The 19401-nt window shown below is 44.3% G+C and carries 32 protein-coding genes; 22 read left to right on the plus strand and 10 right to left on the minus strand.

Going from position 1 to position 19401, the window contains the following annotated elements; genetic code table 11:
• Positions 1-269 precede the first annotated feature (269 nt).
• A complete protein-coding gene (locus IQQ51_RS24830; protein WP_193842417.1) occupies positions 270-794 on the minus strand; it encodes a hypothetical protein in 525 nt (174 codons plus the stop codon).
• A 182-nt stretch (positions 795-976) separates the two neighbouring features.
• Here IQQ51_RS24830 and IQQ51_RS24835 point away from each other — a divergent pair, with 182 nt between their 5' ends.
• From IQQ51_RS24835 to IQQ51_RS24925, 19 genes are all read left to right on the plus strand, one after another.
• On the plus strand, positions 977-1216 hold the full coding sequence (locus tag IQQ51_RS24835; RefSeq protein ID WP_193842418.1) for a helix-turn-helix domain-containing protein: 240 nt from the start codon (positions 977-979) through the stop codon (positions 1214-1216).
• 2 nt (positions 1217-1218) lie between these two features.
• On the plus strand, positions 1219-3276 hold the full coding sequence (locus IQQ51_RS27915) for a transposase domain-containing protein (protein WP_193842419.1): 2058 nt from the start codon (positions 1219-1221) through the stop codon (positions 3274-3276).
• A 21-nt stretch (positions 3277-3297) separates the two neighbouring features.
• Positions 3298-4218, plus strand: a complete 921-nt coding sequence (locus IQQ51_RS24845; protein ID WP_193842420.1) for an AAA family ATPase — start codon at positions 3298-3300, stop codon at positions 4216-4218.
• On the plus strand, positions 4218-4640 hold the full coding sequence (locus IQQ51_RS24850; RefSeq protein WP_193842421.1) for a hypothetical protein: 423 nt from the start codon (positions 4218-4220) through the stop codon (positions 4638-4640). The genes IQQ51_RS24845 and IQQ51_RS24850 overlap by 1 nt, the downstream gene beginning before the upstream one ends.
• An 82-nt stretch (positions 4641-4722) precedes the next feature.
• Entirely contained in the window at positions 4723-4869 is a 147-nt protein-coding gene (locus tag IQQ51_RS24855; RefSeq protein WP_193842422.1) for a hypothetical protein, read from the plus strand.
• Between the two features lie 2 nt (positions 4870-4871).
• Positions 4872-5129, plus strand: a complete 258-nt coding sequence (locus IQQ51_RS24860) for a hypothetical protein (protein WP_193842423.1) — start codon at positions 4872-4874, stop codon at positions 5127-5129.
• A 9-nt stretch (positions 5130-5138) separates the two neighbouring features.
• Positions 5139-5327 (plus strand): hypothetical protein, encoded by a 189-nt coding sequence (locus tag IQQ51_RS24865; protein ID WP_193842424.1) that lies wholly within the window; start codon positions 5139-5141, stop codon positions 5325-5327.
• Between the two features lies 1 nt (position 5328).
• Complete coding sequence (locus tag IQQ51_RS24870; RefSeq protein ID WP_193842425.1) at positions 5329-5958, plus strand: DUF3164 family protein; 630 nt, start codon at positions 5329-5331, stop codon at positions 5956-5958.
• Between the two features lie 141 nt (positions 5959-6099).
• A complete protein-coding gene (locus tag IQQ51_RS24875; RefSeq protein ID WP_193842426.1) occupies positions 6100-6330 on the plus strand; it encodes an ANR family transcriptional regulator in 231 nt (76 codons plus the stop codon).
• Positions 6320-6700, plus strand: coding sequence for a hypothetical protein (locus tag IQQ51_RS24880; protein WP_193842427.1), 381 nt, complete (start codon positions 6320-6322; stop codon positions 6698-6700). The genes IQQ51_RS24875 and IQQ51_RS24880 overlap by 11 nt, the downstream gene beginning before the upstream one ends.
• On the plus strand, positions 6700-6891 hold the full coding sequence (locus IQQ51_RS24885) for a hypothetical protein (protein ID WP_193842428.1): 192 nt from the start codon (positions 6700-6702) through the stop codon (positions 6889-6891). The genes IQQ51_RS24880 and IQQ51_RS24885 overlap by 1 nt, the downstream gene beginning before the upstream one ends.
• 123 nt (positions 6892-7014) lie before the next feature.
• The gene (locus tag IQQ51_RS24890) at positions 7015-7689 is read left to right on the plus strand and encodes a hypothetical protein (protein ID WP_193842429.1); all 675 of its coding nucleotides are present in this window, start codon (positions 7015-7017) and stop codon (positions 7687-7689) included.
• 5 nt (positions 7690-7694) lie between these two features.
• Positions 7695-7868 carry a hypothetical protein gene (locus IQQ51_RS24895; protein ID WP_193842430.1) on the plus strand — a complete coding sequence of 58 codons (174 nt, stop codon included), beginning with the start codon at positions 7695-7697 and terminating at the stop codon, positions 7866-7868.
• Positions 7861-8229, plus strand: coding sequence for a hypothetical protein (locus IQQ51_RS24900; RefSeq protein ID WP_193842431.1), 369 nt, complete (start codon positions 7861-7863; stop codon positions 8227-8229). Before IQQ51_RS24895 ends, IQQ51_RS24900 begins: the two co-directional genes overlap by 8 nt.
• Positions 8230-8679: 450 nt before the next feature.
• A complete protein-coding gene (locus tag IQQ51_RS24905) occupies positions 8680-9189 on the plus strand; it encodes a hypothetical protein (protein ID WP_193842432.1) in 510 nt (169 codons plus the stop codon).
• Positions 9182-9880 (plus strand): DUF2786 domain-containing protein, encoded by a 699-nt coding sequence (locus IQQ51_RS24910; RefSeq protein ID WP_193842433.1) that lies wholly within the window; start codon positions 9182-9184, stop codon positions 9878-9880. Before IQQ51_RS24905 ends, IQQ51_RS24910 begins: the two co-directional genes overlap by 8 nt.
• Positions 9881-9980: 100 nt before the next feature.
• Positions 9981-10403: a regulatory protein GemA gene (locus IQQ51_RS24915; protein ID WP_193842434.1), complete on the plus strand. Its 423-nt coding sequence runs from the start codon at positions 9981-9983 to the stop codon at positions 10401-10403.
• Positions 10404-10407: 4 nt separating this feature from the next.
• Positions 10408-10671, plus strand: a complete 264-nt coding sequence (locus IQQ51_RS24920) for a hypothetical protein (RefSeq protein WP_193842435.1) — start codon at positions 10408-10410, stop codon at positions 10669-10671.
• Entirely contained in the window at positions 10652-10831 is a 180-nt protein-coding gene (locus tag IQQ51_RS24925; RefSeq protein ID WP_193842436.1) for a hypothetical protein, read from the plus strand. The genes IQQ51_RS24920 and IQQ51_RS24925 overlap by 20 nt, the downstream gene beginning before the upstream one ends.
• Before the next feature lie 44 nt (positions 10832-10875).
• Here IQQ51_RS24925 and IQQ51_RS24930 read toward each other — a convergent pair whose 3' ends face one another.
• The 9 genes from IQQ51_RS24930 to IQQ51_RS24970 form a co-directional block, all read right to left on the minus strand.
• Positions 10876-11391 (minus strand): hypothetical protein, encoded by a 516-nt coding sequence (locus IQQ51_RS24930; protein ID WP_193842437.1) that lies wholly within the window; start codon positions 11389-11391, stop codon positions 10876-10878.
• A complete protein-coding gene (locus IQQ51_RS24935) occupies positions 11388-11801 on the minus strand; it encodes a DUF5675 family protein (protein WP_193842438.1) in 414 nt (137 codons plus the stop codon). The genes IQQ51_RS24930 and IQQ51_RS24935 overlap by 4 nt, the downstream gene beginning before the upstream one ends.
• A 189-nt stretch (positions 11802-11990) precedes the next feature.
• Entirely contained in the window at positions 11991-12323 is a 333-nt protein-coding gene (locus IQQ51_RS24940; RefSeq protein ID WP_193842439.1) for a hypothetical protein, read from the minus strand.
• A 3-nt stretch (positions 12324-12326) separates the two neighbouring features.
• Positions 12327-13457 carry a baseplate J/gp47 family protein gene (locus IQQ51_RS24945; protein WP_193842440.1) on the minus strand — a complete coding sequence of 377 codons (1131 nt, stop codon included), beginning with the start codon at positions 13455-13457 and terminating at the stop codon, positions 12327-12329.
• Positions 13454-14446: a phage late control D family protein gene (locus IQQ51_RS24950; protein WP_193842441.1), complete on the minus strand. Its 993-nt coding sequence runs from the start codon at positions 14444-14446 to the stop codon at positions 13454-13456. Before IQQ51_RS24950 ends, IQQ51_RS24945 begins: the two co-directional genes overlap by 4 nt.
• Positions 14434-14658, minus strand: coding sequence for a tail protein X (locus tag IQQ51_RS27990; RefSeq protein WP_193842442.1), 225 nt, complete (start codon positions 14656-14658; stop codon positions 14434-14436). The genes IQQ51_RS24950 and IQQ51_RS27990 overlap by 13 nt, the downstream gene beginning before the upstream one ends.
• Positions 14655-15056, minus strand: coding sequence for a phage tail protein (locus IQQ51_RS24960; RefSeq protein ID WP_193842443.1), 402 nt, complete (start codon positions 15054-15056; stop codon positions 14655-14657). Before IQQ51_RS24960 ends, IQQ51_RS27990 begins: the two co-directional genes overlap by 4 nt.
• Complete coding sequence (locus IQQ51_RS24965) at positions 15007-15591, minus strand: hypothetical protein (protein ID WP_193842444.1); 585 nt, start codon at positions 15589-15591, stop codon at positions 15007-15009. The genes IQQ51_RS24960 and IQQ51_RS24965 overlap by 50 nt, the downstream gene beginning before the upstream one ends.
• 47 nt (positions 15592-15638) lie before the next feature.
• Positions 15639-16307 (minus strand): HK97 gp10 family phage protein, encoded by a 669-nt coding sequence (locus IQQ51_RS24970; RefSeq protein ID WP_193842445.1) that lies wholly within the window; start codon positions 16305-16307, stop codon positions 15639-15641.
• A gap of 136 nt (positions 16308-16443) precedes the next feature.
• On the opposite strand from IQQ51_RS24970, the gene IQQ51_RS24975 reads away from it, so the two are divergent.
• The 3 genes from IQQ51_RS24975 to IQQ51_RS24985 are packed head-to-tail and all read left to right on the plus strand — an operon-like array spanning position 16444 to position 19251.
• Positions 16444-16986, plus strand: a complete 543-nt coding sequence (locus tag IQQ51_RS24975; RefSeq protein WP_193842446.1) for a DUF3486 family protein — start codon at positions 16444-16446, stop codon at positions 16984-16986.
• On the plus strand, positions 16955-18571 hold the full coding sequence (locus tag IQQ51_RS24980) for a hypothetical protein (RefSeq protein WP_228013239.1): 1617 nt from the start codon (positions 16955-16957) through the stop codon (positions 18569-18571). The genes IQQ51_RS24975 and IQQ51_RS24980 overlap by 32 nt, the downstream gene beginning before the upstream one ends.
• Positions 18568-19251, plus strand: a complete 684-nt coding sequence (locus tag IQQ51_RS24985) for a phage baseplate assembly protein V (protein ID WP_193842447.1) — start codon at positions 18568-18570, stop codon at positions 19249-19251. The genes IQQ51_RS24980 and IQQ51_RS24985 overlap by 4 nt, the downstream gene beginning before the upstream one ends.
• Positions 19252-19401 lie beyond the last annotated feature (150 nt).

Here is a 19401-nt window from a genome sequence, read left to right on the forward strand (position 1 = left end):
TAAACAAAGTCATAGGACTAGGTATGCCCGTTAGAAGCTAACGGCTAGTCAAATATGGCATCGTTGATCTTCAAGCTGATTTGATCAACAACGCCCCTTCTAATTGCACTTTAAAAAGTGTACACGCCGCTCGCCTTTTAATGATACGATTATCATTAAATCAATTACTTACGTATAGCTAGTGACCCCTTTTAAAATAACTACACAAATCTTGAGCCTTCTTTTTAAGTCGTCAGGCAAGCCTGCCCGAACTGTCTTGATTTGCGTAGTTATCCATTAGATGTTTTCTTGTTAGTTGGCTTAAACTTTTCGCCAACTAGCGCACAGTATTGCGCTTCATTAATGAGTAGCAAAATCTCTTTAAGATCTTCGTCTGGCAACGTACTAACTAAGACACCAATTCGCTTTGCTTTTTCAGATAGCTCCACTGGTAGATTGTTAGAGCTTGCAGCTTCTATGATCTTCTCTGCTTTATCAATGCCATGCTCTTGAACTAAAGATGTAGCAATCGATATAACGCTGTCAGCCCTGTCACATTTAGTGTTCATATATGGATCACTACCAGTCATTAAGAATTCCATTGTTACTCCTTCGGCTTTTGCAATTTTCAGCAACGCATCAGCGGATGGCATTGTTCCCTTATATAAATAATTGGTTACGGTCGAAATAGGGAGTCCCCACTTAACCGCCGTTGGTCTAACCGCTCGATCACCAATTAATACCTTCAATCTTTCCGAAAGCTCACTTCCAGTGTGATCAAGAGTGCGATCCGTAATTGAATTATTTTTTTTCATAAATACCCCTTTGCCAACCTTTTGATAAATAACGAATAAACCACATAAGAACACAAGAATAACCCTAATTTGAAGTGCGATCGCAAAAAAGAACTTGCTTGTACTCAAATGTGGATCAATAATTACCGTATGAACTTAGTGCATAGGCTTAGTTTATGCAGTAATCAAGCAGGGTAACAAAAATGAATGCTGAACTCACGCAATTTGATAATGGAAAACCAGATATGCACAGAGCGGATATAGTCGCTGCTCTGAAAAAAAAGAAGTTATCACTTCGACGATTGAGCGTATCTAATGGTTTAGCCCCAACAACATTGGGTAATGTTATGTCTCGTCCTTGGCCGAAAGGGGAAAAAATAGTCGCTGATGCTTTAGGTGTTAATCCGGAAGAAATTTGGCCTAGTCGATACGAGGTTTTTTAATTGTGTTTTTTGTAGCAAAAGAACTTATTGATCTGCCTGGGCTGCCTGTAAGTATTCGTCGAATTCAAATGTACTTAAAAGAGTCATCAAACGAGAAGCAAAGGAGGGTTAGAAAGGGAGCAAAAGGTGCGCCATTTGAATACCACATCGATTGTCTTCCTGAAGAAACCAAGGTTTACCTTCTTCAGTCACAAGCAAAAGAGATAGCTGAAGAACAATCAAACAGTGAACTGCGCAGTGAGCGTAAATCAGTAGATGAAGTTTGGTATGAATACGATAACGCCACCAGCAAGGTTAAGGCTAGGGCTCAGCAGAGATTAGAAGCAGCATTACTGGTTCACTCTCTAATGGAGCGAGGCAAAACCAAAAAGGTTGCCATGCAAATGGCTGGCGAACTTACCGAGTTCACCGCAAGAGCGATCAAGAAGTGGTTCTATGTAGAGCCCAAGCTAAACAAGATCGACAAATTAGACTGGCTACCTTACTTAGCAACAACGCAGGGCCGCAAGGCTGGCGATGGTAAGACGGTCGAGTTTTCAGAAGATGCACAGCGCTTCTTTAAGACTGCGTATTTAAAGCCGGATGTGACAGTTGCTTCTGCTAGAAGGTTGACAGTGGAAGTTGCGTTAAAAAACGGCTGGATAGTCCCTAACGCGGCCTATCTTCGCAAGTGGATATTGACCAATATCCCACATGAATTACGAGTGTTATTGCGTGAAGGTAAAGCGGCTGCTCAACAGTCGTTAGTACCAAGTCAGCGACGAACACGAATGGGAATGCATGCGCTTGAATTGGTCAATGGTGATGGTCACACCTTCCGTGTTCAATGTGAACTGGAGAGCGGGAAGATTATCAGACCAACGGTGTGGGTTTTCCAAGATGTGTATAGCTCCGCGATTGTTGGTTACAGCATCGATATCTCTGAAAACAACGAGATGCTATCGATAGCCATCGCAAACATGATCAAGGCAGTTGGATTACCAGGAGGATGGGTATTTGACCGAGGCTCGGCGGCTCTATCTGACCTGATGACAGGCTCGATGGTTAAGCCTGGCAAAGATGGGAAGTATAAGAAGTTCAGCACGTCAGAGTTAGAGGGCTTACTTCAAACACTGGGCTACTCAAGTAGCGATATTAGCTGGACAGGCGTTATCGAGGATAACGTGGGCAATAAGGGTAACGCGAGGGGTAAACCCGTAGAGCGATTATTCCGAAGTAGTGGCGGTATTGGTGACTTTGAGAAGCGGCCGGAATTTGAAGGTTGCTATACAGGTAAGAACATCATGTCCAAGCCAGCCAACTATGAAGGCGGTAAACGTGGTGTGCCATTCCACCAGCTTTGTGAGTTGTTTGATAAGTGGGTTATTGACTACAACAACGAGATGGGGCGAAGAACGGAGATGGCAAAAGGCACAAAGAGTTATCAGCAAGTCTTCAACGAAAGCTATGCGGTATCTCAAATTAAGCGCCCTACGCCTGAACAGATTCGATTGTGCTTATTAAGGCAAGAATCAGTAATGGTACGGCCGAGTGGATTGTTCGAGTTAATGGCAAGTAAGTATAAAGCCAAAACGGACTCTCACTACAAAACGAACCGTTATGCATCACCCATGCTCTATGACTATATCGGTGAGCGTGTGTCAGTGAGATATAACCCATACAACATGCACAGCGAAGTGTATGCGTATGACAAGAAAGGCGTACTGATTGGCCCTATTCCGATAATTGAGGATCAAGGTTATGCCAGTCTAAGCGCTAAACGACTTCAGGCAATTGTTCAAGGCGATACGAAAAACCGCGTGGACTTGCTGGTCAAGGATGCTGACCTTCTAGGTAAAGAGCACTTTGAAGCGATGCTGAAGGACGTAGAAAAGAACGAATCAGGACTTGGTTCGGTTATCCCTGGCATTACTGAAATGGTTCCAGGTCTAGTAACTCGATTGGATGGATTTGAAAAAGTTACAGCCAAAGCCCCTCTAGATGACGATGAATGGGCTGAGGATGACACCAACATTATTAACGCTATGTTCAAGACCTTTCAGCCTGCTATCGGCGAATAAAAGGCAAAAAATTAAGGATTTATGATGCACGTTATTGAGCAAGTTAAAGCAGTTATTGAGCGTGATGGTTTGACCAACGCTGAAGTATCACGTCGTTCAGCGGTTTCACCTCAAATTTTGACTCCCTTATTGAAAGGGAAATATACAGGCAATACTGACCTTTACCTCAACAAATTAGAGCGTTGGTTGACTACCTACGAATCAGGTATCGCCACACGCAAAGAGACCTGCCAAGAGCCCGAATGGGTGGAAACACCAACAGCGCAAGCATTACTTGAAATGATGCGTTTATCGCAAGGCTTCCAGGCTTGGACGATGGCTTATGAGGGAGCTGGCGTGGGCAAAACAGAGTCCGCTAAACGCTACCAGCAACACAACAGTAATGTTTGGATTGTAACGGCTTCACCAAACGTAAAATCACGTAAAGCGTTCTTGGCGGCCATTGCGCGAGAGATGGGTATCCATACCAATGGTATGACGATTGACCGCATTGATTATGAAATCATGCAGCGTATTACGGGTAGCAATGGCTTATTGATTGTTGATGAAGCGCAATATACCACTGACGATACCCTTAATGGTTTGCGCATACTGACAGAGAACCGCATCGGGGTCACTCTGCTGGGGAATGACGTTGTTCGCACTCGCATGAGCGCTTCAAAATCTCGCACCAATATGTACCCCGTTTGGTCACGCATTTTAAAATCTCGCAAGATAGTACGTTCTACACAAAAAGACATTCAGGCATACCTTAAGGCTTGGGGGATAACCGATTCAGAAGTCATTAAATGGGCGTTCAAAGTGATACCAACGACGACAGGACAGCTAAGAACTCTGCGACACTTGATCCGTTTGGCTATCTCAATAGCAAAAGATGAAGGCGTTGCAATCAATGTTAACCATATGGACAAGGCTTATAACTTCATCAAAGAGGTGGCCTAATGCGAATGCTCATGACTGGTGTGTTTATTCGTGAAACACCAGATCTCATTATTGAAGCACTGAAGAAAAAGCCGATGACCACGAAGGAGCTCACTGAGCAGTTGAACGCTCCATGTTCATGGTCATTAAAGCAGTTGGCTGAAGTTGGAGCGATTAAGTTTTCAGGGCAAAAAGAACGAGTTTGGTTTGTTACTGGGGGAAGCTTTCGAGGCATCTGTGGTAGCTGCTCTCGTAACGAGTTTATGTGGCGAATTGATGCCAGCAACCTTTGCCACAAGTGCCGTGAAGGCAATGACGGCCCAGGACTTCTAAAGGGGGGGGTGTATAAAGACTTCGATGTGGCCATGCCATTCAATCGGGTTCTTAGACTCCCGTTTGGATTGGACTCAAAGCGTTATGCAGAGTGTTTAAATACGAGGTAGAGCGATGTTAACGGATGAAATCATTGTTTTATGTAAATCGTGGGTTGTATCTCGCCGACCTATAGGAAAAGGCAGTCTGATTATGTGCAAATATCCGCTTCAGATTACCGATTATGTAATGAGTGCGATTGGTGATACACCAGTCTTTAGTATTAATACCGTCAGCAATGGCGTTCACAAAGAAATCAAAGCGGTACGTATTAACCGCGATACAGTTTGTTGGGAGTAATTATGTCAATCATCACTTTAGAAATCACTGATGTTGAAGAAAGTAAAATCAGTGTCGTTGCAGGCCTTATTCAAAAGAAAGATGAAGCTGAACAGTTATCAGCCTTTGTAGCTGAAGCACTGTCAGCAGGTATCCAGATGTACATCAAAGATAACTTCGCTGACATCATGACAACGGCTCAAGATGCGTACGAATTGAAGTGCGCGGAAAAACTACTTGAAAAATACAAGCTTTCTCAAGTTGTCACTTCGGTTCAATAAGGATCGTCGATGGCCCAAATTATTTTAATGTTTTTTGTTGGTGTGTTTTTAGGCTTTGGTGCCGCATGCGCAATGATGAGCAAGGTGATAAAGCGCGTTGATCGTCAAGCTGAAATCAGTAAAGAACACGCAAAGAAAGCAGCCGCGCTTCTTAAAGAAGCAGAGCAATTAATGAATCAATATGAACAAGGTAAATAACATGAATACTGAAATGAAGAAAATGGTACGCCCAGAAGCCCCTGAAGGTTTTGTGTATAACGCAGAAGGCAATCTTATCGCTAAGCAAAATATTCCCGCTGTGGAGCTGCGTAAGGATGCTTTTGTGGAAGGTGTATTGAATCGCGTAAAAGAGCACAACAAAGTCCTTGCTGCATTTAAGCAGCAGATGTTTGAAAGCTTGGAAAACTTCCGAGTTGAGTTAGCAGAAAACTACGATACCAAGTTAAACAAACGCGGCTCTGGCGAAAATTTCCGAGTGCTTTCTTTTGATGGGAAATATCGCGTTGACTTCAGAACGACCAAGCTGAAAACTCTTGGCCCTGAGGTCGATGTAGTCCGCGAACTGGCTAAGACGTACTACGAATCTAAAAAAGACGCCTTGCCTCACGATGTCCTTCTTATGGTTCAAAAGGTCATGATGGATAACATCACCGTCGATGACATTATTGATTTTAAAAATAGCCCTTATGAAGATCCTCTATTGCGTAAGGCTCAAGAAGCTGCAAAAGATGCGTTGAAGGTGATCGGCAAGAAATCGTTTATGATCTTCTACGAGCGTGATGAACACGGTGAATACAAACAAGTTCACCTTAACTTCGCCAAGCTGTAATAACCCTGCTCGCTTGCAATAAGTGAGTTAATACCCAAACAACCAATTAATTAAATACAGGCAAGCGACGCATCACGCGCATCTGCTTTGGCTTCGCTTTGCCTGAATTTAGAGATTGAACTTATTTTGAAGGTTTTTTGAATGGCTGGAAAATACGGTGTTTATCGAAAATACATCGAACTTGCCGAGCAGGCTGCAAAGCTTGAGCGAGAAAAAGAATATAGCGAAGCCTCAATCTATTGGGCTGATGCTGTGGTTTGTCTTTTAGATACTCAATCAGCAAATCTAGGTTGGGCCATCAATCGAGCTGAGTTCTGTCAGCACTGGGCAACAAGACTTAACGTAAAAAAGGAACAAATGCATGAAGCATAATAAATCAAACTTTAAAAGCAAGCGTTCACAGATGGCAAAACAAGGGGTTGGTATTCGTCGTCATGAGCCACGTTGTCGCTTCCCTTGTAACTGTTGTGAATACGTCATGCCTGTACGTTACGGCATGGTCTTTACAGCGTGCCGTGGTGAAAAGCTTGAGGTCTGTTCTGATTGTTTAGCCGATCCAGAAGTATGCGAAGTTAACCACTGTGCGAACTGCAACAATGAACAGCCTCAGTCGGGCGTTAAGTTGGTCGATACAGCCTCAAATAAATCGCTTATCGTGTGTCGTTCTTGTTTTGATTCGCGCAAAAGGATTAGTGAGTACTTCAATGGTGAGCCACACAGTGATTCTGGGAGCGTATTTTAATGGCGGCAATAATTCATACCGTTGATTCGGTTTATCGAGAGATAGGAAAAGCCGAAACGATTAAGTCCACCATCGATACCGCAAACCAGGACTTAACTTATGAAGACGGCGTTATTAGCGCCTTGATGTGGGTGATGGGTAAAACGTCATCCCCTTGCGAAGATATATCAGAGCTTATTTGTAACGAGTAAGCCTTACCTAAAATAGTTTAATTAGAAATACGCGAGCAGAGCTATATCGCTTCACTGCTTTGGTTTTGCTCGCTTTGAAGATGGTTAAAACGTTATTTAAACCGAATTTTAAGGATATTAAAAATGAAAGAATTAAACGAAGTTGTTAGCGCTCATCTTAACCAAATGTGTACCGATGGCACTCTTGAAAAAATGATCCAAGAACAGGCCGATGTCTTGGTTAAAAACCTTGTTAGTCGCTCTATGGAGGTTTATGGAACATTTGGTAAAGCTATCCAAGCCAAGATTGATGAGTCTCTTCAGGATGCGTTAAACAACGTTACCATGCCTGAATACAATCGCTTTATTGCTGAGACGTTAATCAATGCCTATGAGAATGCGATCAACGAACAATCTGCCGAGAAAATCAAAGAACTTCTTGATGTCACATTTAAGCCAGTTGATGCGGTTATCACAGCTGATGATTTCTTTGAAGGGATTAAGCAAGCAGCAAAAGGTTGGGGAAACCTAGAAGACCAATATGAAATTGAACTGGAATGGGAAAGTGGTGACGATTATTCACGTATCGAAATCATTATTGCAGATGAAACTCGCATAACACTCTACGACCATCATGAGAAAGGGGAATGGCACATCGGTTATTTATCTAACAATAATTATGTGTTTAGCGGCCCTATATTCAATTCAACTCACTGTTTTGGCATTGATGCTTATCTTTACAAGTTGTATTGCGCTCAAACGTCTATCACAGGTTTAAAACGCGCATATGGCAATAACATTCAACTGCAAGAGTGGTAAACGATATGGAGACCAATCAACTGCTTATTGAAGTTAAGGGCATTATTGGTCACGCGGTCTGCACTATACGTGCAGGCCAAGCCTCGCAAAGCCAGCGTGATAATGCATTAGACAATTTAGCCTCGGCAATGTTTGCCATCGAAGAACATCTATCTCAATCAGGAGAACGACATGACTAAGAAGAAATTAGGCTGCGATTATGTTGGGCATGACTTTGGTGCTCGCTATCTAGATTCAACTTGTATTGATGGTTATTTGTGGGATATGGATAGCGGCGGTTTTGATGAATTGTCAGGGGCGGGTTATTACGATCATGGCGGTGATATTCCTTGCCCTAACTGTAATGAAAAAAAATACGTCAAGTCATACATCTCTGACCATTTGATTGAAGAAGGATATAACTCGGTTAGTAAACCGCTTACAACTAAGAAAATCAAGAATGTCCTTCGTAAGTGGCCTTCTAATCGCCGTCGTATGGCAATGCGTTACTTGCGCTCTGGTCGTCGTGAAGCAATTAGGGATGCGATGAAGCAAGGTTAATAGCGTTAGTTCTTTATTTGTATCAGATACATTTAAGGGGGTGTTTTGAAACATAGGACGAGTGCAGCGCAGAGGAACATTCTAGCAGTATTGCTCATGCTTGAGCAAGCTAACCAGCCGATGCCTGTCCCTTCTCGAAAAATACAAGAGTTGATAAACAAAAGTAGGATAACCGAATTTCAGCCTCACGCCTTTAGAGGTGGTATCCATAAGTTAGGAGATCGAGGTTTGCTGGAGGTCAATCTTAATAAAAGCGCAAAACTATTTATTAAGCTAACTCCGATGGGGCGAAAATTTGCAGTCCCTATTTTAGAGTCAATGAAACAATAGGTTGAAGCATTATACGGCTCAGTGTAATGCTTTAAAAAATAAACAAAACAATCAGGCAAGCGACGTCCTCAGCGTTCCCGCTTTGGCTTCGCTCGGCCTGAATGTCGTGAGAAATATATTATGAACACATTATTTAATAGAGACGGTTCAATGGTTCCTCCTCGGCCAGATGCTGATGATAGCGATGTTAAGTTATCCATTATCAAGCAAGCAGTAGAAGATTTATTTGCAGAGAAACATTGCGACTTTTCTGAGTGTGATAAACAAAATCTTATCGATTCATTGCACCGTCACTGGAGTGATGGTTGTGATGAATATGAACTTGCCAAAGGTTTTGAAGGCGATTATTGGGAAGTAAATTACGACTTTGTTGGCAAGCTAGAAAATGTTTGTGGTTATGTGAATGCAGCACTTAAAGCGGTTATCGATGAGTGGGCAAACAGTAACGATATTGTACCCCCATTTGAAATTGGCACCAAACTTGAAGAAGGCGTGATTACGGGTATATCACAATATGACCCAGCCAGTTATCGCGTTCTTGTTTATGGTGAGCCTAAAAGTTCAACGACTCGACGCCTGGTTAAGTTTGAAGATGCCAAATTAGCGAACAAGGAAGTGAGCCATGCCTAATAGTAAGAGCATCGATAAAATCAAAAAACTATTGCGCTTAGCTAAATCGGCTAACGAACATGAAGCCGCTGCTGCTATGTCGAGGGCGCAAGCGCTAATGCAGCAAATGGGCCTATCAAGTGAAAGTCCAGAACTGAGTGATGTTAGTCAGTCTGATGTTGCCTCAAAATTTAAAGCTAAAAAGCCAGCAAGCTATTTTAGTTATTTAGCAAATACAGTTGCTGAGGCGTTTGGTTGTCACTTGCATTTCAGATACGAGCCATTTACTAAAAGATGTCATGTCGTCTTTACGGGCCACAATGAGCGCCCAGAGGTGGCTAAGTACGCACATGAAGTGTTGGAGCGTCAACTGGTAAAGGCCCGTAAGGATTACATTGCAACACTTAATAAGCGCATTAAGAGTTCGACCAAGACAGCAAGAGCGGATCTCTTTTGTGAGGGTTGGGTTGTAAGTGTGAGTCATCTTGTTAAGGAGTTCGCACTCTCTGAGTCCGAATCAAATCAAATAGACGAGTACATCAAGCAGAAGCACCCAAACCTATCAGCGAGCAAAGGGCGAGCGGCTTCAGTTAAAAATGCAAGAGGTGGTTCTGATGGGGCATATTTTTCAGGAATTGTCACAGGCAAATCTGCTCAGCTAAGTCACGGTGTTCAAGGTGCAGAGCAAACGAAACTTGCAAACCTTACATAAAAATCAATATAAATGAATTTAGTTGCACGCGAATCGGTGGTGACTTTTTAAACTACATAATACAATGCCCTTGCAAGTACGATTTGCGAGGGCATTTTTTATGAATCGTTATCAACAATATGGCCTTATCCATAAAGGCATGAAAACCAAACTAACTATTGAGCTGGGAGCGTTTTCCGACGAAGATTATCGTCGTTGTCTTGCCAGTATGACAGGTAAGTCAAGCTGCAAAGAGATGAACCATGGCGAGCTTGAAAGCATTATTGCGCACTTAAAAGAGCGCCAGTACCTCGATAAGCCTAAGCCTCGTTACCAACCCGTCAAGACCCATAATCCCAATCGCCCAACTGACGCACAGTGGCGAAAACTAGCGGCACTTTGTTATGGCAAAGGCTGGCTTGAGGGGTTAAAAGACAAAGCGTTAACCGCTTTTGTGAAACGAACGGCGGGTGTCTCTAATGTCCGATTTCTGACAAAGCAAAGTATCAGTGATGTCATCACTGGTTTAGAGAAGTGGAGCTAAACCAGTGATGGCAATGCCTTTGATGCGAGATGATATTGAAGCTGTTGAGATCCACGATAAGGGCGATGTGGAGCGCACTCTTCTTCTGATGTGGCCGGAGAATCGCATTCCAGTCGATGAGTTTCATGCCATGCTGACCCCTGCTGATATCAGTATGTTAAAATACAATGTAGGTTGTGGCCGGACGTTTTACTCAATTCGTGAGATCGCGGATTTGATTTGGAAGTGCAGTAACTATGAACGAGCAGATGAGTTCATCACCAATTAAAATCAAGCGTTGTGGTAAAGTGATGAATGGTCGAGGATGTACAATTCGACGCAAAGTAAAGGAAGAACGCCTCTTTGCTTTTAAGTTGGCAATATGGCAAACCTTCGTTATCGAGAAAGAGTCTGACCCTGAGCCATTTGACCAATTAAATTTGTTTTAAAACAATGAAGCCACCTTAAATCGGTGGCTTCTTTTTGTTTAGAGCTAGGAGCTTTGCGGTTTGGGTTTTGCACTCTTAAACGATGCGCCGTAGAAAAAGCTGATAATCCCCGCAATGATTGTACCTAGCAAGAAGCCCAGTATCGTATCAGCAAAGCGGACTGCTTGAGCTGGAATACCAACAAAAGTAATCGCAAAGAGATACGCTGAGGCGATAATGGCCCAGTAGAACGAGAAGTAATACAAGAACCTGCTAGCGAACTTATCCCCACTATCAATGGTCTTTTCTTGCATTTCTCTTGCGTCTTTCTTATCACCAAATGCCAGTTTGTTAAACTCCAGCTCATGCTGCATTAAAGCATCTTCTACCTTTGCGGCCATGACCGGATCTTGTAGCGCTTCAATGGTACTCGATAGTGTGGTGGTGCCTGTTACTGCCTGCGTCACCTTCAATACTTTATCGGCAATCTCATTACCGTTGTTACCACCAAACCAGCCTGAGATGGTTTCATTGATACCAAGGGCATTAGCGATGCCCCACGCGGCGCTAATCAAACTCATAGACGTACAATCTCCAGCTCGTAGACATCATCCGTTAGATATTCAAGCAGTTTGTTCATGGCCGTGCGGCTTTCGGTTACACCCCATTTTTCACTATGCATATCCATTCCTGGCGCGATACAGCCTTGAAGCTGATGAGGATAGTTAGCGGTGTGGATTAAGCAATGTGTACGCTGACTTGGCCCATAGATGGTCACACCAACGCTTGGGCATTCTAGCGCAAAGCAGAGACCGTATCTTGGCGACTTATGGCGCTTGAGCAGATATGTACCAGCAGGAACGCAACTTAGACTTGGTTGGTTGTTATTCCATTCTCGTTCGACGGTATAGCAAAGTGGATCACCATACATAAAGAGCTCACCAAAGGTGCCAGTTGGCAATCCTTTAGTGATGAGTTTGAGTTTTTTCATGACGTACTCCAGAGTTTAAAAGAGATTGCCAAGTAGCGACCAGTACCCCAAAGAACATCAGTTGCATGGTAGGCGTCATATCAGCAATGATATAGAGCCCGATTGCGGCCACTAAGCACAACCGTGCCTTGTTGCCGCAAACCATAGCCACCATAATGCTAGCGGCTATTAAGGTTAATATCATGATCATTATTTGCCTCTCCACGCCTTGACTATCTCACTCAGCGTCTTTATTGGGTTGCTAGCAATGTTCTCCATGATGATGTTCCAAGCTTGCAAGATATACTTTGCTGAATACCCAGCAACCCCAGCCAAAACCAAGCGGAGCGTACTGTCCATCTCTACGCTCTCAAGCCCGATATAAACCAAAGCCAACACAAAAGTAGACATCACAACCCCCGTAAGGATGGCGCGAATGTTCATGTTTTCGGTGCTGGCCGCTTGAGAAAGCGCCCCCAATAAAGCCATCGCTGATAGCCCTAACATAATGTCCAAATCAACCAGCCAGTCCGTCAGTTTCATGCTTTACTCCACCTGCTCATCCACAATGTCATAGGTAATGTCAGACACGGTGATAACCGGATATTGATATTGAGCAATCGCTTTAAACTCAAGCGGTGTCGTTGCAAGGTACACCGCTTGCATGACTTGTGCTTCACTGGTCAAGCTTTCAGGCACGACATCTCGGCCTAACTGCATTTGCCAACTGCCTGTTAATGCATCGATTTTCGAGCGCGCTGCGCTCACGGTACTGGTCGCCATTGACTGCATATTAGAATAAATCTGAAGATTCATTGTGGTGTTCACGTGATAAGGCTCTGCCGCTTTGGCTTTGACTAAATCCCCAATCGGCCTGCGTTTTTGGGCGCTGCAATAAGCTTCAACAGTATCTAATATCGCTTTACTTGGTATCGAGTCGTCACGCATACGTACATAGATATCAATGTGATTAGGCTCAGGACTCAATACCTTAACGCGAGCAATACCAGGGTGCGCACTTCGCGCAAAGTATTCATAAGCATCATAAGGGCCAGCACTTGAAAAGCCTGAAGGCGCAAGGTAGATACGTTCTGAGTAACTTTCATCAGACTCTTTATAGCTACCGCCCACCGAAATAGTGACATTGACCGCGCTGACTATTTCAGTCATCGGCTTTGAGATTTGCGCAATTTCGCCAGCCATAAAACCATTAGCTTCAGGGCCAACATGTTGGGCGTATAAAATCAGTGATTGAGTCAATGTTCCAGGGGCAATCACATGCTCTTCAAGCGTGATAAAAATCGTCTTGCCGTCACGAGCTAAGACACTGAATCCTTTCGGAACTGAAAAGCCGCGATGTTCAGGTTTGAACGTAAACAGGAAATCAGAACTTGCTGATGTTGGATCGAGTCGCTCGCAATCAACCAGAGCACCCAAGTTATCAAGCTTTGCTCCTTTAGCAAAAGCAATGAGGTTTTGCTGGCCTTCATGGTTGATTTCATCAACCAGCATTTCACGCTCATAAGCCATTTGCTCTAGCTGAAACGTTTCCGGATCGCTTGTGCTTGGGTAATGCTTTGTTGCGGTTTGATAGTTCTGGCGAACGCGAGATAGCGTCTCTTGATAATCAGAGTCGATTAATGTGGGCATAGGAAGTTGCCCTAAAGGAGTCTTCATTCTTTTTTTCCTATATTAGCAGTGCCTGTCCAGCCAGCATCACTAACCGTGGTGGTTTGGTTTAATACTTGCCATTTGGCGTGGGCTTTTCCTGCGCCTTTAAAATGGATTTCTTGACCTGATGTCAGTGGTGTACCAATCAACGTCACAGAGCCTTTTGCGTTCCCCTTGCTGTTTTGCTCCTTAAGGGCGGCGTTAGCATAAGTGACGGCTTCATCATGTGTTGATACTGGCGCATCGTAATAGCGCAAGATTTGCGACTCAGGCGCGGTATCGTCGCCAGCCTGGTAACTAATCAAAGACTTCTTATCTTGATCGTAATAATCGATTTTAACGGCGGTGTATTTACCTCGAACCACATCAGGCAGATCCATTTTCTTGATCACGGAGCGATTATTGATATCAAGTACCAATACTTCTATCCCATCCGGAACGCCCATATATAACGTGCCGCTTTTGATGTTAACGGGTAGTCCATACAACACGCCCAATCGTCTTATCATGCTCATTGAGGATTCAGCTTGCTGCTCAACATGGGCGATAGTGGTATCAGGCCCACTTAGAACCGATTTCATTCCAGCTTCACTTGCCACGATGTTAAGCAGTGCGGATAACTGAACATTATCAAATGAACGAGATTGGGCCTTATCGAGCTCTGCTCGTTTGAGTTTGGCCGCACTGGCTTTGATAGTGACTTCATCGGGGGAAAAGCGGAAACGAACATCATCAATCTCAAAGCCTCCCCAATGCCAAGTTAGATCGAGATATTGGATCCCCGCTTTTAAGCTGTCGCCTTTACTTGGATACCATGCATCAAGAAATCGGCCATCCACATTACTCAATGTCAATGAGATCTCATCGGGGGCTTCGCTTTCATCCGTACTCAAGTTATCGGTATAGGTAATGCTTTTTACAAAGCCGCCGAGACTTTGACTCACGTTGCGGCCAGCCCACTCTAAAAAGGTGGTTGGCCTTATCATCTTTGCCATGGTGCCAGTCCTATGGATTTGGGCTCGGTTGCATTAGCCGGCAATTTAGGGATATTAAGCCGAGCCCCACCAGGGAGAGTAAAACTGTGTTCGCTCGCAAGTGCTCGATTACTTTCTCTAAGCCCTTTGACTAACGATGAATTTGACATGCCATAAGCGCGAAGGCATAAGCTATCCCATCGCTCATCTTCTATGGCGTACATAGTGATCATTCTCGCACCTCAACCAGCGTGAGCTGATAGGTTGAGGCGATCAATATGCCATCCTCAGTCGTGTCGTCATAAGTTCGGCTCATTGAACGACATTTGAAGTTACCTAGAACGTCATGACCAATGACCAAAGGTTCATCCAAATCACTGTTTGATTGCTCTAGTAGCTGGTTATGCTTCATCGCTAGATCGCAAAATTGGTTATGCAGCGTTACGCTTAATGTCAAAGTGCGTTCGTTCTCGCCCATGCTTTGATGTTTTGGGTAGCCATTGATCACATTCTGATTCACAACGCGCCACGAGCGACTGTCATTAACGCTGGTTGGTGAAAACAGAGTTTTAAATCCACATTTACCCCATGCGCCCCAATGGCCGCTCTTCATCACTTGTTGAGTGTTCAAGGGTGTGCTCCTCTTTGGTTACATCATTCACTAAGGTGATATTGTTTAATAACGGGTTCGGGAAGGTTCGATGAACCGTGAGTAACAAGCTGGCTGTCCATTTGTCTTCGTAAGCCAATAGCTCAGTGCCAACTTCATCTTGATCGCTAAATTCAGACATATTGGCGTAGCCATCACCGTCACGCTTCGCATCAAACAAAAGACCATCGCCGACAATATTCAAATGCCAATCAGGGTTATTAAGTTTGAGTAGATCTCGATCTTGAATTTCTTGACCGACATCTTTGATATCAATGGCTCGTTTATTCAGAAACTCAGTCAGCAGTAACGAATCAGAAAGGCTCTCCCTTGATAGCGCCTCATTGACATTGCCGCCACTCACTCGATAAGAGATCACCACGTTAAGACGGCATTCATATGGCATATAAGCGGCATCGATGCGCTCTCTTGCCAATGGCGTTAACTTAGCGTTTGTAACCATGATGCGAACATGACGCCTTGAGGTCGCATTTGTTGGTTCAATCAATGCGCTCATGCGAAGCCGTTCGTTTATCATCTCGCGCAGTTTGTCTAAAACAATCATCAGTTCTCTAATGCCTTCATGGTTATCGATTTGAGCATTTCTTCTTGCTCAGCCTTTAAGTACATAAATTCGCGTTTGGGCACTTTGATGCCAGAGCTGCGATAGAACAGAACATAAAAAACACCTTTGGCATTTTCGCTGTACGAGCCATCTTTTCGTTTTCTCGCGTTCTTGTTGTGCTTGGACTTGATCTTCAAGCCAAAAGGCTTCGCCCCAACAGGCGCTCTCCCCATGATGGATTTAGGTCTAAAGAATATTTTCCAGCCATTATCTTCAAGCCAGGTCAGTGTCTTTTTAACGCCTAATGCATCCGATCGTTTTTTAACTTGCCTAGTGGTTGGTATCGCCAATCGTCTTGAACGCTTAGGCTTTATCGTGCCGCCATTGTTAATGAGTGGTGCATGAGGCTTATTGGTGCCGACAAAAACCGTATCGTTTCGCACGTAAGAGCTGATTGATGCTCTTGTTTCACCAGTATCTCTCAGCGGTCGACTGCCACCATTTTTCAACCGACGAGTTAAGGGCGCGTTAGGTTTAAATGGGCCATCCATATTTTGCTGAACCATACCCACCGCAATCGGGGCCAGTTTATGAGCAATGCTTTTGATTGCTTTCTCTTTGCGTTCAAGCTCTTTTAAAAAACCTGCTGCCGATGTTGATAAGCTCATCGCGCCATCCTTTATCAGTTCATGCTTGATACCTTATTAAATGACCAGTGTTTAGATGTTCACCTGATCCACTTGAACGACGTTTTTATCTACATTGAAGACCTTATAAACCAATAAAAAACAATAAGGGCACGTCGTGGGAAGACGCAGTAAAGCGGAGGCGCTAGGGATTGTTGAGCGGATCATTGATTTGTACACGACCGAGAAAATGAACTCCGAGAAAATCGCCAAGGTGCTAAAGGAAGAAGGCATCAAATTAAGTGCGCGAGCTATACGTCGCACGATTAAAACCAATGAGCAAGCGGCGGTACAACTTCGTAAAGCGCAGGAAGAAAGCAAGCTGTTGCTCGATAACATCAAAGACACCGCCGGTACGGATTTAGTGGATGCCGCAAACCAGCTCTTGGCACTCAAGCTGGTTGATTACATCAAAGATGTGGATGAACTCGACTTTGACGATCCCAAAGATATGTTTTCCGCGCTTCAATCTGTCACGGGCGGCACCGTTGGTGTAGGCCGTCTTAAGATGGAGTTCACTCGTGGAGTGAAAGCGGCCAAGCAAGATCTGAAAAAAGAGCTGACCCGTCTATTGTCAGAAGAAGATCCAGAGCTGCTTATTCGCTTAGTTGAGGCGATTGAGTCTATTGATGTGGAATACAAACGAGGTCGTGGTGTTTGATAAGCATGAGCTAAGCAGGCTTAAAGAGCAGGCACAATTGCGTCTGCTTATCAAAGCAAAGGCACAAGGCAAAGAAGAACGTTTAGCAAAAGCGAAAACCGACTTTGCCTATTTTTGTGAAAGCTACATGCCCAAAGCTTTCCCAGTGCCGTTTGCTGATTATCAGTTGGCATTAACGCGCTTAGTTTCTACCCGTCAACTTAACTTCGCTGATGCGGATCTGTTTCGCAGTGTGACAGCAGAAGAAGACCATGATTTTATTCAAATGCCCGAAGGTGAGCTTGAGGGCATTCTCGATATTGAACCGCGAGATCACGGTAAGACTACACGTAACACCCAAGCGTTGCCGCTATGGCTTGCGCTTAACTATCCAGGCTCTTTTGTGGTTATTTGTGCCGCCAGTAAAGATTCAGCCCAAGATATGATTGACGGCATCAAGACGATGCTCGAAGAAGATGAGCAAATCATAGCTGATTACGGTATCCAAAAAATCAAAGGCAATACATGGGCCAAGCGTAAAATCCAATTAGCAAACGGTTCGGCCATTCAGGCCGTTGGTGCAGGCCAATCACTTCGTGGTGTTAAAAACGAATTCCAGCGCCCGACCCATGTTATCTGTGATGACCTCTTAAAAGATGATGAAGTCGAATCAGTGAAGCGCAGACGCGCTCTGTATAACTGGTTTAAGCGCGTTATCCTGAACTTAGGTAAAGGCGCACTGACCATCATCGCCAATACCATCATGCACCCCGACGATTTACCAAGCCGGCTACTCAAAGAGATCTCCGAAGGGATCATGACTAACTGGATAGGTCTTCGCTTTGGAGCCATCACGCCAACTGGCGAACCGCTATGGCCTGATCGTTGGCCGTTAGAGCTTTTGATGGATAAGAAGAAAAAGCTCGGCTCGCATATTTGGGCAACGGAATACGAAAACAAACCGATGTCTGCGGATGAGAAAGTCTTCAATATGGCAACGGTAAAAACGTACCACCCTGGTGATGTGGATTTACGCGATTGTGAAATCGGCATGGCCGTTGACCCTGCGACGGGCTCAGAAGGGGGTGATGATTCTGCCATTGTTATCGTGGCTAAACACAAGCACACCAATGTGCTTTATGTTCTCTTTGCTGATGGCTGGATTGAATCCGACCTTGCCTTTGCAAGGCGTATTGTCGATATCTACCTACGGTTTAAGCCTTCTTTTGTGGTCATTGAAGAAGTGGCATTTCAGAAAATCTACCGTCGCGAAATACAACGTGAAGCGCTTCGCCTTGGCGTCGTTCTACCAAGTGAAGGTTTTCGTGGTGGTAATAAATTCATTCGTATCAAGAGTCTTCAAGCACTGTTTGAAACAGAAACACTTTTGATTTTGGAGACCATGACACGCCTAAAAGACCAACTCGATATGTATCCACGTGGCAAGGATGACATACCGGATGCACTTGAGATGTGTATTCAGCGACTCATTACGGTATTTGTTGGTGGTTCATCAGCACCGAAGAAATCGGCAAAACCTCAAAATCCAATGACCCAACTTGCTAAACGACTTGGCCCTGGTATTCGGCGAATGGTAAGACGATGAAGATATTTAAAGAACTCAGCATGCGCATTGATAAGATCTACACTCGCCTGGTTCGCATTGTGAGTGTGGGTGAAGTCATTGAGGTTGATGGCGCTTCACACCGCGTTAAAGTCGCATTAAAGGGGCTAGATGATGTTCCCTCTGTTTGGCTTCCCGTTCTGGCCTTTCGCGCCAAGAGCGTCAGTGTGGTGCACAACCTGAGCAAGGGAGAGCAAGTTGTCTGCCTATTTCCGCCCGTCGGTGACATGGCAAAAGGCTTTGTATTAGGTGCGCTCTATAACCAAGAGGACAAGCCCTTTCAGAGTGATGTCAAAGTCTATGGTATGAAGTTCGATGATGAGACCGTCATCACCTACGACGAAGGCAAGCAGACACTCTTAGTTGAGATTGGAGGTGGTGGGCCTAAGTTCACGATGGACAAGAACGGGACAAAGCTTATTTCCAAGTTTGATATTGATGGCGATGTCACTATCAGCAAAACATTAAGCGTTAAGAATGCCGTGACGTTTGATGACACATTGGCCGTTAAAAAAGATGTCACTGTGGAATCTAACCTACAGGTTAAGAAAGATGTCTTTGATAAGAGCGGTTCGATGATGCAAATACGGATGATATACAGCGGTCATAATCATACCACTGCGGTCGGCCCAACAACGCCACCAATTCAGCCGATGGCATAAGCGCCCTGTAATCGATTCTCAGCGATTTTAAATTTAAATGCCGTAACGGTACGAAAAGTTTTCTTTCGAAGCTGTTGAATTACTTACAGGGCTGGTTGAACGCTATCACGCAATCTATTTTATCTGCCAATGCGCTCTGATGATGGATTT

The organism is Vibrio sp. OPT18, from assembly GCF_015163615.1.
Taxonomy (GTDB): Bacteria; Pseudomonadota; Gammaproteobacteria; order Enterobacterales; family Vibrionaceae; genus Vibrio; species Vibrio coralliirubri.